A 12,890-nucleotide genomic window follows, 5' to 3' on the forward strand; every position below is an offset into this window, starting at 1 on the left:
TTTACTTACGACCGATCCGCGGCTCCGTCCCTGCCAGCAACCGCTCGATATTCGGCCTGTGCCGAATGACGACCAGCAAGGCGATCCCGGCACTGAACAGCGCCAGATCGTGCCGCCCGGCAACCAGCGCCAGCACCGGTGCCGCGACGCAGGCGACGAGCGCACTCGCCGAGGAGATGCGGGTGAGGAAGGCCGTCGCCAGCCAGACCAGCGCGACGCCAAGGCCAAGCCACCAGGCCGCCGCCAGCAGCACGCCGCCGCCCGTCGCCACGCCCTTGCCGCCCCTGAAGCCGAGCCAAACGGGGAAGGCATGGCCCAGCACGGCGCCGAAGCCGGCCGCCAGCCCTGCCTGCTCACCCCAGAGGCTGCCCGCCACCCAAAGGGCGAGCGCTCCCTTGGCGATATCGAGCGCCAAGGTCGCGGCGGCGAGCGACTTGTTGCCCGTCCGCAGCACATTGGTCGCGCCGATGCTGCCGGAGCCGATGGCGCGGACGTCACCGAGGCCGGCGGCGCGCGTCAGCAACAGCCCCCAGGGTACGGAGCCCAGCAGGTAGCCGAGCAGCAAGGCGAGCAGCAGGCTCATGCGGTGTAGACCCTCCGGCCAGCTTTCCAGGTGCCGATCACCCGACCCTCCAGTGCCCGCCCGTCGAAGGGCGAGTTCTGCGCCTTGCCAGGCAGGGCGCCCGCCTTGACCTGCCAGCCCCGGTCCAGCTCGAACAGCACCAGGTCGGCCGCCGCGCCCTTGGCCAGCCGCCCGATCGGCAGGCCGAGCAGCCCCGCCGGTCGCGCCGTCAGCAGGCCGAGCGCCTGGAGCAGCGGCAGGTCTCCGCCATGCACCCGGGCGAGGGTGACGCCGAGCAGCGTGGCAAGGCCGGCGCCGCCTGCCTCGGCCTGGGCGAAGGGCAGGCGCTTGTCGTCGGCATCATGCGGCTGATGGTCGGAAGCGACGGCATCGATGGTGCCGTCCTGCAGCGCCGCGACCACCGCCAGCCGGTCCGCCTCCGGCCGCAGCGGCGGGGAGAGCTTGGCATAGGTGCGGTAGTCGCCGATCGCCGTCTCGTTCAGGTCGAAATAGGGCGGGGCGGTGTCGCAGGTGACGGCCAGCCCCTCGGCCTTCGCGGCGCGGATGAGGTCGAGCGCCGCCGCGGTGCTGACATGGGCGAAATGCACATGTCCCCCCGTCAGGCGGGCGAGGGCGATGTCACGCTGGACCATCATCGCCTCGGCCGCCGCCGGGATGCCGGGCAGGCCGAGCCGCGTTGCCAGCTCGCCCTCGGTCGCGGCGCCGCCTGCGGCTAGGCCCGGCTCCTCCGGGTGCTGCACCACCATCCGCCCGAAGGCGCGGGCATAGGAGAGGGCGAGGCGCATGGTTCGCGCATGGCCGATCGCCCGCCGCCCGTCCGTGAAGGCGACGGCACCGGCCTCCAGCAGCAGCCCATATTCGGCGATCTCGCGGCCCTCGCAATGCTTGGTGGCGGCGGCATAGGGGAGGAGGGTCATGCTGCCCGTCGCTTCGCCGCGGCGGAGGACGAACTGGACGAGCGCCGGGTCGTCCAGCGCCGGATCGGTATCCGGCAGGACGCAGAGCGTGGTGATGCCGCCCGCCACCGCGGCAGCTGCTGCGGAGGCGATGGTCTCGCGGTGCTCCGCCCCCGGCTCGCCGATGGCGGCGCGGAGATCGACCAGCCCCGGGGCGAGGCAGGCGCCATGGGCCTCGACGATCTCGGCGCCCTCGGGGCGGGAGAGGCTGGGGCCGTGGTCGAGGATCAGCCCGCCCCGGACGAGGAGGTCGCCCGGCGCGTCGAGGTCGGAGGCAGGGTCGAGCAGGCGGGCGCCCGCGATCAGCACGTCACGCATTGCGGCGAAGGTCCCGCGCCAGCACGTCGAGCACCGCCATCCGGCAGGCGACGCCCATCTCCACCTGTTCGCCGATCACGCTCCGTTCCGGGTCGTCGGCAATGGCGCTGTCGATCTCGATGCCGCGGTTCATCGGGCCGGGATGCATGACGATGGCATCCGGCTTCGCCCAGTCGAGCTTCTCCCGGTCGAGGCCGAAGAAGCGGAAAAACTCGCGGGAGGAGGGGACGAGGCCGCCCGTCATCCGCTCCTTCTGCAGGCGGAGCATCATGACGACATCGGCCCCGGCGAGGCCTGCCTTCATGTCGTGGAAGACCTCGACGCCGAGCCGCGTTGCCGCGGCCGGGATCAGGGTCGGCGGGCCGACGATGCGGACGCGGGCGTTCATCGCCGTCAGCAGGTGGATGTTCGACCGGGCGACCCGGCTGTGCAGCACGTCGCCGCAGATGGCGACGACCAGCCCCTCCAGGCGCCCCTTGCGGCGGCGGATGGTCAGCGCGTCGAGCAGCGCCTGGGTCGGGTGCTCATGCGTACCGTCGCCGGCATTGATGACGCTGGCCGAGACCTTCTGCGACAGCAGGGCAGGGGCGCCGGACTGGGCGTGGCGGACCACCAGCAGGTCGCAATGCATGGCATTCAGCGTGGTCGCCGTGTCGATCAGCGTCTCGCCTTTGTTCACCGAGGAGTTGGAGACGGACATGTTGATGACATCCGCCCCCAGCCGCTTGCCGGCCAGCTCGAAGCTCGTGCGGGTCCGGGTGCTGTCCTCGAAGAAGAGGTTGATCAGGGTCCGGCCGCGCAGCAGGTCCCGCTGCGTCTTGCCCTGCCGGTTGAGCAGGGCATAGCTCTCGGCGAGGTCGAGCAGGGCGCCGATATGCGGCGGTTCCAGCCCCTCGATGGCAAGGAGATGGCCATCGGGGAGGATGGGAAAGGAGAAGGACATCCAGGACTCGCCACTCTCAGGTCGGCGGGACACTAACCGCGGGGCGGCTGGCATCCAAGGCCGCCTGGAGCATGTAGGCGGCCGCCGCCGCATCCACCGCCGCCGCGCGCTTGGCCCGGCTGAGGTCGGCCGCCACCATCATCCGGTTCACCGCCGCGCTCGAGAGCCGTTCGTCCCACATGGCGACCGGCAGGGCGACCGCGGCAGCGATCGCCATCGCCCAATCCTTCGCCGCCTGCGCCGCCGGCCCGAAGCTGCCATCCATGGAGAGCGGCAGGCCGGCCACCAGCCCGCCCACCGCCTCCTTCGCAACGATCGCCCGCAGCTCCGCGGCATTGGCCGCAAGCTTCCCCCGCTTCAGGCTGCCATAGGGGCTGGCCAGCAGCAGCGAGGCATCGGACAGGGCGAGGCCGACCAGCTTGCTCCCCGGGTCGAGCCCGAGCAGGCGTTGCCCCCGGGGAAGGGCCGATCGGAGGTCGGTCAGGTTGATGAGCGCCATGCGGGGCCTTATAGCCCCCTCTCTCGTGCAGACTGGAATGGCCCATGTCCCTTGATATCGCGACGGTCCGCCGCATCGCCGCCCTGGCCCGCATCCGGCTGGAGGAGGGCGAGCTGGCCCAGGCCCAGGCGGAACTGAACGGCATCCTCGGCTGGATCGAGCAGTTGCAGGCTGTGAACACCGAGGGAGTGGAGCCGATGGCCGGCGGCGGCGCCGTGGCGCTCCGCCCGCGTCCCGATGCGGTGACCGATGGCGGCATCGCGGACCAGATCCTCGCCAATGCGCCCGACCGCCAGGGCGAGTATTTCGGCGTCCCCAAGGTGGTGGAATAAGATGCATCCGACCGACTTCACCCTGCGTGGCGCCATCGACGCCCTGAACGAGGGCGTCATCAGCTCGGTCGAGCTGACGCAGGCGCATCTGGACGCCATCGCGGCGCTCAACCCGCGGCTGAACGCCTATATTACCGTGACGGGCGAGCGCGCGCTCGAGCAGGCCCGCGCCAGCGATGCGCGGCGGAAGGAGGGCCTCACCGGCCCGCTGGAGGGGGTGCCGCTCGCCATCAAGGACCTGTTCTGCACCGCGGGGACGCTGACGACGGCCGGCAGCCGCATCCTCGGTAATTTCACCCCTCCCTATGAGAGCACCGTCTCAGCCAACCTGCTGCGGGATGGCGCGGTCTTCCTCGGCAAGGCGAATCTCGACGAATTCGCCATGGGGTCGTCCAACACCACCAGCGCCTCCGGTCCAGTGGAGAACCCCTGGTCGCGCGCGAACGATCCGGACGCGCGGCTGGTGCCCGGCGGCTCCTCCGGCGGCTCGGCCGCCGCCGTCGCGGCGCGGCTGGCGCTCGGCGCCACTGCGACGGATACCGGCGGCTCCATCCGCCAGCCAGCCGCCTTCTGCGGCATCGCCGGCATCAAGCCGACCTATGGGCGGTGCAGCCGCTTCGGCATCGTTGCCTTCGCCTCCTCGCTCGACCAGGCGGGGCCCGTCGCGCGCACCGTCGAGGATTGCGCCATCCTGCTGAAGTCCATGGCGGGCTTCGACCCGAAGGACAGCACCAGCGCCGATGTCCCGGTGCCCGACTTCGCCGCCGCCTGCGCCCGCGGGGTGAGGGGGCTGCGCATCGGCGTGCCGAAGGAATACCGCCTGGAGGGCACGCCGCCCGAGATCGAGGCGCTCTGGGAACAGGGCCTCGCCTGGCTGCGCGAGCAGGGGGCGGAGACGGTCGAGATCAGCCTGCCGCACACGCAGTATGCGCTGCCGACCTACTACATCGTCGCTCCGGCCGAGGCCTCCTCGAACCTCGCCCGCTACGATGGCGTGCGCTTCGGCCTCCGCGCGGCGGAGCCGGGCAGCGACCTGCGCGATCTCTACGAGCGGACGCGGGCCCAGGGCTTCGGCGCCGAGGTGCGCCGGCGCATCCTGATCGGCACCTACGTGCTGAGTGCCGGCTACTACGACGCCTATTACCTGAAGGCGCAGAAGATCCGCGCCCTCATCAAGCGCGACTTCGACGAGGCCTTCGGCAATGTGGACGCCATCGTCACCCCGGCGACACCCTCGGCGGCGTTCGGGATGGACGAGAAGCAGGACGACCCGGTGAAGATGTACCTGAACGACGTCTTCACCGTGACGGCCAACCTCGCGGGCCTGCCGGGCCTCGCCGTGCCGGCCGGGCTCGATGCGCAGGGGCTGCCGCTCGGCCTGCAGGTGATCGGCAAGTCCTTCGACGAGGAGACGGTCTTCGCCGTCGGCGCGGCGATCGAGCAGGCGGCGGCCTTCACCGCCCTGCCGCGGCTGAGGGCAGGCGCCTAGCATGCTCGACCTGGACCGCAGCATCGGGGCGATCCGCGCCGCGGCGGTGGGACGCCGCTTCGTCAGCTACGGCCAGATCGCGCACGCGAGCGACGTGCCGTGGAGCATGTCCGTCCGCAGCCAGATGCGGCCGCATCTGGAAGGCGTCTGCGGCCGCATGCTGATCGAGGCGGGCGCCATGATCTCGGCCATCGTCGTTAACCAGGACAACCTGCAGACCGGCGCGCTCGATCCGCAATCCCTCTCCGGCTTCGCCGATTGCGCGAGGCGGCTAGGGTTGGGCATCGTCGAGGACCGGGAGGCATTCCTCCGTGAACAGCAGCGCCTGACCTTCGGTTGGGGCGCAAGGACGGCAAGCGCATGACCTATGTGATCGAAGGCCGCACCGGCCCCTGGGAAGTCGTCATCGGCCTCGAGGTCCACGCCCAGGTGACCTCGCAGGCCAAGCTGTTCAGCGGCGCGGCAACCGAATTCGGTGCCGAGCCGAACAGCCAGGTCTCCTTCGTCGATGCCGGCTTTCCCGGCATGCTGCCGGTGATCAACCAGGAATGCGTGGCCCAGGCCGTGCGCACCGGGCTCGGGCTGAAGGCGGAGATCCATCTCTGGTCGCGCTTCGATCGGAAGAACTACTTCTATGCCGATCTCCCCCAAGGCTACCAGATCAGCCAGTTTGCCCATCCGATCGTCGGCACCGGCACGGTCGAGATCACGCTGGCCGACGGCAGCACCAAGGAGATCGGCATCACCCGCCTGCATCTGGAGCAGGATGCCGGCAAGTCGCTGCACGACCAGCATCCGAGCAAGTCCTTCATCGACCTGAACCGCTCCGGCGTCGCGCTGATGGAGATCGTCTCCGAGCCCGACATGCGCTCGCCCGAAGAGGCGGGGGCCTATCTGACGAAGCTCCGCCAGATCCTTCGCTATCTCGGCACCTGCGACGGCAACATGGACGAGGGCTCGATGCGGGCCGACGTCAACGTCTCCGTCCGCCGCGCGGGAGAGGGGTTCCGCACCCGCTGCGAGGTGAAGAACGTCAACTCCATCCGCTTCGTCATGCAGTCGGTCGAGGCCGAGGCGCGGCGCCAGGTCGAGCTGTGGGAGGAGGGCGGCACGGTCGAGCAGGAGACGCGGCTCTTCGATACCGGCCGCGGCGTCACGCGCAGCATGCGCTCCAAGGAGGATGCGCATGACTACCGCTACTTCCCCGACCCCGACCTGCCGCCCCTGGTGCTGGAGGCCGATTGGGTTGAGCGCCTGAAGGCCTCGCTGCCGGAGCTGCCGGATGAGCGGCGCGCGCGCTACGTGGCGATGGGCCTCTCGCCCTATGACGCCCATGTGCTGACGCTGGAGCGGGAGACGGCTGCCTTCTTCGAGGCCGTGGCCAAGGGCCGCGACGCCAAGACCGTGGCGAATTGGGTCACCGGCGACTTCTTCGCCGCCCTCAACCGCACAGGCCTCGGCGTGGAGGAAAGCCCGGTCAGCGCGGCGGCGCTCGGCGAGCTGCTGGACCTGATCGCCGACAAGACGATCAACGGCAAGATCGCCAAGGATGTGCTGGCGATCATGTTCGAGACCGGCGAGCGGCCGGGCGCCATCGTCGATGCGCGCGGCCTGCGCCAGGTTGTCGATACCGGCGCCATCGAGGCGGCGATCGAGCAGGTCATGGCGGCCAATGCCGGCAAGGTTGCCGAATACCGCAGCGGCAAGGATAAGCTCTTCGGTTTCTTCGTCGGCCAGGTGATGAAGGCCATGCAGGGCAAGGGTAACCCCGCCCTGGTCAACGAGGTGCTGAAGCAGAAGCTGACCTGAGGAGGGGCACGACTTCCTCCAATCTGAAGTTGAGAGGCGCCCTGGGGGGAAAGGGCGCCGTACTCCCTCAGGGCGCCGCGGCCACCGCCCCGTTGAGCTCCTTCGCCATGCCCGGAATGAGCACCGCATCAGCCAGCGCCCAGGTGCTGGTGGCGACGAAGCCGAGCAGGCCGAGGCCGCTCCAGATCAGCGGGACGGAGAGCACGGTGATGGCGGCCATGCCCGCGGCCGAGAGATTCCGGCCCAGATAGAGACGGTGCAGGCCAAACAGGCCGAACACGGCCCAGATCAGATAGGCGAGCGTCACCGACTTACGGCGCGCGGCCGGAAGCGACATTACCAGCATGAAGACCATCCCCCAAAGCGCAGGGCCGCCACCATTTCCCCTGGCCGGACCTGCGCGCTCAGGTTGCGGCATGGCACCGAAAATAGGAAGCGACTACAATGTTCCGTGCGCAGGTTCGTGGCCACAGGTGGCGCCGGCGCCACAGTGCGCCGCGCTCGCCAGCCCCGGCGGCCTCGGCTAGGCTCGGCCCAACGCTTTCGGGACGGGGACTCCATGATCGAGCTGCATACCTGGAACACGCCGAACGGCCGCAAGATTAGCGTCGCGCTGGAGGAGATGGGTCTCCCCTACACGGTGAAGACCGTGAACATCACCAAGGGCGAGCAATTCGACCCGGCCTTCCTCGCCTTCAGCCCGAACAATCGCATCCCGGCGGTCATCGATCCGGAGGGGCCGGGCGGCCAGCCCATCACCGTCTTCGAGAGCGGCGCGATTCTTCTCTATCTCGCCGAAAAGACGGGGAAATTCATGCCGCGCGAACTGCGCGCCCGGGTGCCGGTCCTGGAATGGCTGATGTGGCAGATGGGCGGCTTCGGCCCGATGCCCGGTCAGGTCCACCACTTCCTGATGCAGCCGGACGGGCCAGCCAAGGAATACGGCTTCACCCGCTACCATAACGAGACGAAGCGCCTCTATGGCGTGCTCGACCGGCGCCTGGCCGGGCGCGACTACGTCGCGACCGAGGGCGAGCCGAGCATCGCCGACTTCGCCATCCTCGGCTGGGCCTGGCGGCATGAGCGGCATCAGGTCCCCTTCGACGACCTGCCCCATGTCGCCGCCTGGTACGAGCGGATGATGGCCCGCCCTGCGACCGCCAAGGGCTTCGAGGTCCATCTCGGCTGAACCCGGTTTCACTCGCCAGGAGGGACGGCTCGGGCATGCTGCGCGGATGAGCCTTCGCCTCCGCCTGCTGGCCCTCGCCCTGCTGCCCGGCCTCGTCGCCTGCTCCCTCGGCGGCAGCATCGCCGAGAACAGCATCGCCTATAACGGCACGATGCAGGCCGCGACGGATACCCTGCTGGTGGTCAACGTGCTGCGGGCGCGGGACCAGGCGCCGCTGCATTTCTCGACCATCGGCGCCATCCATGGCGCTTTCACCCTCTCTGCCGGCTTCGGCTACGACCTCAGCCACTCGGCCGGCCTCGCCCAGCCGGCGCTTCTGGCCTCGACGAATCCGAGCTTCGACATCGGCCCGCTCGACCGCCAGGAATTCGCCCGCGGGCTGCTGCGGCCGATCGACCCGGTGCTGCTGCGCCTGCTCTCCGACCAGGGCCTGCCGGACCAAGTGCTGCTCTACCTGCTCGTCTCCAAATTCGATGAGGGGCCGGGCGGCCGCATCATCGCCAACGACCCGGCCCGCCGCCAGGCACTGGACCCGGACGCCGAGGCCGCCTGCGCCGAGGCCGGCATGGAGGCCAGGCCGCCCTGCGACCCCTTCCAGGCCGTCGTCGACCGGCTGACCCGCTTCGGCCGCCTCCGCTTCAACGGCTATACCCGCCTGATCCCGCTCGGCCCGCCGCTCAGCCGGGCGGAGGCGACGGCGCCGGACCGGCTTTCCATGCTGAAGGAGCCCGGCATTACCCTGCGCCGGGCCGGAGATGGGTGGCAGTTGTATCGTGCGGTGAACCAGCTGGTGATCTGCATACCCGGCCGCCCTGGCTCCTCACCGCCTTTCACCGCGCTTGCCCTCGACAACGAGCCGCCGCAGATCTCCCCCATCACCCAGGAGGGCGACCCCTGCAGTGCCGATGAGGTGGCCGACCACGCCATCCATGCCGGCCGCGCGGCGCCTTCGGGCCTCGCCTGGTACCTGCGCTCGGTGGACGAGATCCTGCACTATCTCGGCGCCGTGCAGCGGCGGGGAGAGGAGGGTACCGCCTATCGCGTCTCCATCCCTCGGCCGGGCGGCGGCCAGGCAAGGCCGCGGCTCTTCCGCCTGTGGCAGCAGCCGCCCGCCCGGCCGCGGCTCGCCGCCGATTACCGCGGCACGCGCTGGTATGTGGCACAGCAGGACGAGGCGGAGGATCAGACGCTCCGGGTACTGGCGCTGACCACCCAGCTTCTCAACCTGCAGAAATCGGCGGGTGAGATTCCCTCCTCGGGGACGCTGCGCCTGGTGCGTTAGGCGCCCAGCCGGTCGATCATCGCCACCCCGCCCTTCATGACGAGGGGGATGCGCTCGCCCTGGCCGGTGAGCACGCCGATATCGGCGACGGGGTCGCCATCGACGAGGATCAGGTCGGCCAGCGCCCCCGGCGCGACCACGCCCAGCTGCCCCTCCTGGTTGAGCAGCACCGCCGCCACGCTGGTCGCGCTGCGCAACACCTCCGCCGCCGGCAGGACCTGGCGGCGGATGACGAACTCATCCGATTGCCGCCGGTGCATGGCGCCGAGCAGGTCGGTCCCGAGCGCCATCCGCACCCCCGCCCGCGCGAGGATCTCGAGGCTGCCGAGCCCGGCATCCTTCACGCTGGCAAGCTTCGCCATGCTCTCCTTCGGCAGGCCGAGCGCCGGCCCTTCCTCCTCCAGCGCGTCATAGGTGACGAGGGTCGGCACGGCGAAGGCGCCTCGCTCCGCCATGAAGCCGGCGGTCTCCGCATCGATCAGGTTGGCATGCTCGATCGAGCGCACGCCGAGCCGCACCGCGCGATGGATGCTCTCCGGCGTATAGGCATGGGCGAGCACGTAGCTGCGCCAGGCCTTCGCCTCCCAGACCGCGCAGGCGATCTCCTCGTCGCTGTATTGCAGGGCGTAGATCGGGTCGGAGGGCGAGGCGACGCCGCCGCTCGCCATGATCTTGATGGCATGCGCCCCGCGCTTCAGTTCGCCGCGCACCGCCTTCCGCACCTCGTCCACGCCATCGGCGATGACGCCGAGCGCCATGGTGGGCGCGCAGCAGCCGCAGAACTGGTCGAGCATGGTGTTCGGCCGCATGTCGCCATGGCCGCCGGTCGGCGACAGCGCGCGGCCCGGGTAGAACAGCCGCGGCCCGGCGATGAGCCCCGTCTCGCAGGCGATGGCGAGGCCCCAATCGGCGCCGCCCGCATCGCGGATGGTGGTGAAGCCGCGCTGCAGGGATTGCCGCAACCGCTCCGCCGCCTGCAAAGCCTGCAGGCTGCGCGGCAGCCGCTCCAGCCGGCCGAGATCGGCCTCGCTGCCGTAGGCATGGACATGCGCGTCGATCAGCCCGGGCATCAGCGTACGCCCGCCGGCATCGATGACGCGCGCGGTGCTGCTGGTGATGGGCCGGTCCGCCACCTCCTTGATCCGGTCGCCCTCGACCAGCAGCTCCATCCCCTCGGCGAGCCCATCGGCGAGGCCATCGAAGAGCCGGAAGTTGCGGAACAGCGTGCCGGTCATGAGGTGCCTCGTCGGTCTGCGGCGCGAGCATCGCGCATTGCGCCGGCTTGCGCCATCCACCCCGGCGGATCAGTATAACATACTGAAAATAAACAACAAATACATGAACATATCAATAGCCTTGGATGATGCAGAGATGAACAGCTATCGAGTTGTCGCGGTTGTTTCGGTCCTCCTCGCCGATGCGGCGCGGGCGGAGGAGCCGGCCTTCGAGCTGCCCGACCTCGTCGTGCGGTCCCGCAGCCTCGACGTGGCGCGCAACGCCATCGCCCCGAGCCTTGGCGCCAGCCGCTACGAGATCGACCGAGAGACCATCCAGAAGCTGCCCGGGGGCGAGAATGCCCGCCTCACCGACGTGTTGCTCCAGGCGCCGGGCGTGGTGCAGGAGGCCTTCGGCGACCTGCATGTCCGCGGCGACCACCGCAACCTGCAATACCGCGTCAGCGGCGTGCTACTGCCGGAGGCGATCAGCGGCTTCAACCAGCTCTTCGACGCGCGGGCGCTGCGCAGCGTCTCGCTCATCACCGGCGCGCTGCCGGCGCAGTTCGGCTACCGCACGGCGGGCGTCGTCGACATGCAGCTCCGCTCCGGGCTCGAGGATCCCGGCGGCAGCATCGGCGTCTATGGCGGCAGCTTCGGCACCATCCAGCCGGGCGCCAGCTATGGCGGCAGTGCCGGGCCAGTCGAGTATTTCGGCACGCTCTCCGGCCTCCGCAGCGACCGCGGCTTCGAGAACCCGACGCCGGGCCGGACCGCCCTTCACAACGAGACCGACCAGATCCGCGGCCTGGTCCATGCCGCTGTGCCGGTCGGCGACCGCAGCCGCATCTCGCTGATCGCCGGCAGCATGTACTCCACTTATCAGGTGCCGAACACGCCGGGGCTGCGCCCGGCCTTCACCGCCTATGGCCAGTCCATCTTCGACAGCACCGACCTTCGCGCGCGCCAGGTGCAGCGCAACAGCTTCGCCATCCTTGCCGGGCAGCACAGCCTGGGCGATGCCGACCTCCAGCTCTCCACCTTCATCCGCCGCTCCTCCATCCGCTACCGGCCGGACGGGCTCGGCGACCTGCTTTTCGACGGTTCGGCAAGCACCGTGGCGCGGGAGAGCCTGTCCTACGGTACGCAGGGCGACGCGGCCTGGCGCCTGCACCGGGAGCATACGCTGCGTGGCGGCTTTTCCCTGTCCCAGGATACGACCCGCAACGTGACGGACAGCACGCTGCTGCCGCTCGACGCAGTGGGCAGCGCCCTCGACGCGCCCTTCAACCTGCGGGAGGCCGGCCGCGTGCGGCAGACGCTGTTCGGCCTCTATCTGCAGGACGAGTGGCGCATCACCGACCGGTTGACGCTCAATGCCGGCGGCCGCTTCGACACCATATCCGGCATCGTCGAAGCCTCGCAATTCAGCCCGCGCGCCAACCTTGTCTGGACGCCGGACGAGGCAACCACGGTCGCCCTCGGCTATGCCCGCTACTTCACCCCGCCGCCGGCCGAACTGGTCGGCGCCATCGACATCGCCCGCTACCGCGGCACGAGCTTGCAGCCATCCACCCAGCAGGCGGACCCTGTGCAGCCGGAGCGGACGCACTACGTCAACCTCGGCATCCGTCGCCGCGTCACCGAGAGCCTCACCCTCGGCATCGAGGCCTATGGCCGCTCGGTCGAGGACATGCAGGATCTCGGGCAGTTCGGCCGGGCCTATGTCTTCTCGCCCTACAACTACCGGCGCGGCCGGGTCTACGGCACGGAGCTGACGGCCGATTGGCGCCAGGGCCCTTGGCGGGTCTACGGCAACCTCTCCGTCTCGCGCTCGGAGGGAAGGGGCCTCGTCTCCAACCAGTATTTTTGGTCGCCGGCCGAACTCGCCCAGATTCGCCGCAAATGGGTCCGCACCGATCATGATCAGCTGCTCACCGGCTCAGCCGGCGCCGCCTACGAGGCCTGGGAGGGCGGCACCCTGTCCAGCTCTCTCGTCTATGGCAGCGGCATGCGGAAGGGCTTCGCCAATAGCGAGGTGATGACGCCCTATCTCACGGTCAATCTCGGCGTCTCGCAGCGCCTGACCCTGCCGGATGGCGGCGCCTGGACGCTCCGTTTCGACGTGATCAATCTCTTCGACCGTGGCTACCAGCTGCGCGACGGGACCGGCATCGGCGTTGGGGCGCCGCAATACGGGATGCGGCGGGGCTTCTTCGCCGGTTTGTCGCGGGCGATTTAGCGGTTGAGGGGAGCGCTGCTCCCCTCAAGCTCCT

General features: G+C 69.8%; 13 protein-coding genes. 7 read left to right on the plus strand and 6 right to left on the minus strand.

Annotated elements, in window-relative coordinates; genetic code table 11:
- Position 1: 1 nt before the first annotated feature.
- Genes plsY through ruvX form a run of 4 tightly spaced genes read right to left on the minus strand, consistent with a single transcriptional unit; the run spans position 2 to position 3,299 of the window.
- The gene (gene plsY / locus JMJ56_RS04260) at positions 2-583 is read right to left on the minus strand and encodes a glycerol-3-phosphate 1-O-acyltransferase PlsY (protein ID WP_202830336.1); all 582 of its coding nucleotides are present in this window, start codon (positions 581-583) and stop codon (positions 2-4) included.
- Positions 580-1,857 (minus strand): dihydroorotase, encoded by a 1,278-nt coding sequence (locus JMJ56_RS04265; protein ID WP_202830337.1) that lies wholly within the window; start codon positions 1,855-1,857, stop codon positions 580-582. Before JMJ56_RS04265 ends, plsY begins: the two co-directional genes overlap by 4 nt.
- Positions 1,850-2,800, minus strand: coding sequence for an aspartate carbamoyltransferase catalytic subunit (locus tag JMJ56_RS04270; RefSeq protein WP_202830338.1), 951 nt, complete (start codon positions 2,798-2,800; stop codon positions 1,850-1,852). Before JMJ56_RS04270 ends, JMJ56_RS04265 begins: the two co-directional genes overlap by 8 nt.
- Before the next feature lie 16 nt (positions 2,801-2,816).
- Positions 2,817-3,299 carry a Holliday junction resolvase RuvX gene (gene ruvX / locus JMJ56_RS04275; RefSeq protein ID WP_202830339.1) on the minus strand — a complete coding sequence of 161 codons (483 nt, stop codon included), beginning with the start codon at positions 3,297-3,299 and terminating at the stop codon, positions 2,817-2,819.
- Positions 3,300-3,343: 44 nt separating this feature from the next.
- Here ruvX and gatC point away from each other — a divergent pair, with 44 nt between their 5' ends.
- From gatC to gatB, 4 genes are read left to right on the plus strand one after another with little or no spacing between them, the layout of a single operon-like run.
- Positions 3,344-3,631, plus strand: coding sequence for an Asp-tRNA(Asn)/Glu-tRNA(Gln) amidotransferase subunit GatC (gatC, locus tag JMJ56_RS04280; protein ID WP_202830340.1), 288 nt, complete (start codon positions 3,344-3,346; stop codon positions 3,629-3,631).
- 1 nt (position 3,632) lies between these two features.
- Complete coding sequence (gene gatA / locus JMJ56_RS04285) at positions 3,633-5,120, plus strand: Asp-tRNA(Asn)/Glu-tRNA(Gln) amidotransferase subunit GatA (protein WP_202830341.1); 1,488 nt, start codon at positions 3,633-3,635, stop codon at positions 5,118-5,120.
- 1 nt (position 5,121) lies between these two features.
- On the plus strand, positions 5,122-5,484 hold the full coding sequence (locus JMJ56_RS04290) for a hypothetical protein (protein WP_202830342.1): 363 nt from the start codon (positions 5,122-5,124) through the stop codon (positions 5,482-5,484).
- Positions 5,481-6,929 (plus strand): Asp-tRNA(Asn)/Glu-tRNA(Gln) amidotransferase subunit GatB, encoded by a 1,449-nt coding sequence (gene gatB, locus JMJ56_RS04295; RefSeq protein ID WP_202830343.1) that lies wholly within the window; start codon positions 5,481-5,483, stop codon positions 6,927-6,929. Before JMJ56_RS04290 ends, gatB begins: the two co-directional genes overlap by 4 nt.
- Positions 6,930-6,996: 67 nt before the next feature.
- Here gatB and JMJ56_RS04300 read toward each other — a convergent pair whose 3' ends face one another.
- Positions 6,997-7,275 carry an NINE protein gene (locus JMJ56_RS04300; protein ID WP_202830344.1) on the minus strand — a complete coding sequence of 93 codons (279 nt, stop codon included), beginning with the start codon at positions 7,273-7,275 and terminating at the stop codon, positions 6,997-6,999.
- A 213-nt stretch (positions 7,276-7,488) separates the two neighbouring features.
- Between JMJ56_RS04300 and JMJ56_RS04305 the strand changes: the two genes are divergently transcribed.
- Complete coding sequence (locus tag JMJ56_RS04305) at positions 7,489-8,118, plus strand: glutathione S-transferase family protein (protein WP_202830345.1); 630 nt, start codon at positions 7,489-7,491, stop codon at positions 8,116-8,118.
- Positions 8,119-8,164: 46 nt separating this feature from the next.
- A complete protein-coding gene (locus JMJ56_RS04310) occupies positions 8,165-9,400 on the plus strand; it encodes a hypothetical protein (protein WP_202830346.1) in 1,236 nt (411 codons plus the stop codon).
- On the opposite strand, the gene JMJ56_RS04315 is transcribed toward JMJ56_RS04310, so the two are convergent.
- Complete coding sequence (locus tag JMJ56_RS04315) at positions 9,397-10,635, minus strand: metal-dependent hydrolase family protein (RefSeq protein ID WP_202830347.1); 1,239 nt, start codon at positions 10,633-10,635, stop codon at positions 9,397-9,399. The two genes, JMJ56_RS04310 and JMJ56_RS04315, sit on opposite strands and share 4 nt — an antisense overlap.
- 136 nt (positions 10,636-10,771) lie before the next feature.
- Between JMJ56_RS04315 and JMJ56_RS04320 the strand changes: the two genes are divergently transcribed.
- On the plus strand, positions 10,772-12,856 hold the full coding sequence (locus tag JMJ56_RS04320) for a TonB-dependent receptor (RefSeq protein WP_202830348.1): 2,085 nt from the start codon (positions 10,772-10,774) through the stop codon (positions 12,854-12,856).
- The last annotated feature ends 34 nt before the right edge of the window (positions 12,857-12,890 follow it).

This window comes from Belnapia arida (assembly GCF_016773205.1).
Taxonomy (GTDB): Bacteria; Pseudomonadota; Alphaproteobacteria; order Acetobacterales; family Acetobacteraceae; genus Belnapia; species Belnapia arida.

Excerpts from the sequence above, each read along its gene's own strand:
- plsY (WP_202830336.1), bottom strand. The coding sequence starts at position 583 with ATGAGCCTGCTGCTCGCCTTGCTGCTCGGCTACCTGCTGGGCTCCGTA.
- JMJ56_RS04265 (WP_202830337.1), bottom strand. The coding sequence starts at position 1,857 with ATGCGTGACGTGCTGATCGCGGGCGCCCGCCTGCTCGACCCTGCCTCC.
- JMJ56_RS04270 (WP_202830338.1), bottom strand. The coding sequence starts at position 2,800 with ATGTCCTTCTCCTTTCCCATCCTCCCCGATGGCCATCTCCTTGCCATC.
- ruvX (WP_202830339.1), bottom strand. The coding sequence starts at position 3,299 with ATGGCGCTCATCAACCTGACCGACCTCCGATCGGCCCTTCCCCGGGGG.
- gatC (WP_202830340.1), top strand. The coding sequence starts at position 3,344 with ATGTCCCTTGATATCGCGACGGTCCGCCGCATCGCCGCCCTGGCCCGC.
- gatA (WP_202830341.1), top strand. The coding sequence starts at position 3,633 with ATGCATCCGACCGACTTCACCCTGCGTGGCGCCATCGACGCCCTGAAC.
- JMJ56_RS04290 (WP_202830342.1), top strand. The coding sequence starts at position 5,122 with ATGCTCGACCTGGACCGCAGCATCGGGGCGATCCGCGCCGCGGCGGTG.
- gatB (WP_202830343.1), top strand. The coding sequence starts at position 5,481 with ATGACCTATGTGATCGAAGGCCGCACCGGCCCCTGGGAAGTCGTCATC.
- JMJ56_RS04300 (WP_202830344.1), bottom strand. The coding sequence starts at position 7,275 with ATGCTGGTAATGTCGCTTCCGGCCGCGCGCCGTAAGTCGGTGACGCTC.
- JMJ56_RS04305 (WP_202830345.1), top strand. The coding sequence starts at position 7,489 with ATGATCGAGCTGCATACCTGGAACACGCCGAACGGCCGCAAGATTAGC.
- JMJ56_RS04310 (WP_202830346.1), top strand. The coding sequence starts at position 8,165 with ATGAGCCTTCGCCTCCGCCTGCTGGCCCTCGCCCTGCTGCCCGGCCTC.
- JMJ56_RS04315 (WP_202830347.1), bottom strand. The coding sequence starts at position 10,635 with ATGACCGGCACGCTGTTCCGCAACTTCCGGCTCTTCGATGGCCTCGCC.
- JMJ56_RS04320 (WP_202830348.1), top strand. The coding sequence starts at position 10,772 with ATGAACAGCTATCGAGTTGTCGCGGTTGTTTCGGTCCTCCTCGCCGAT.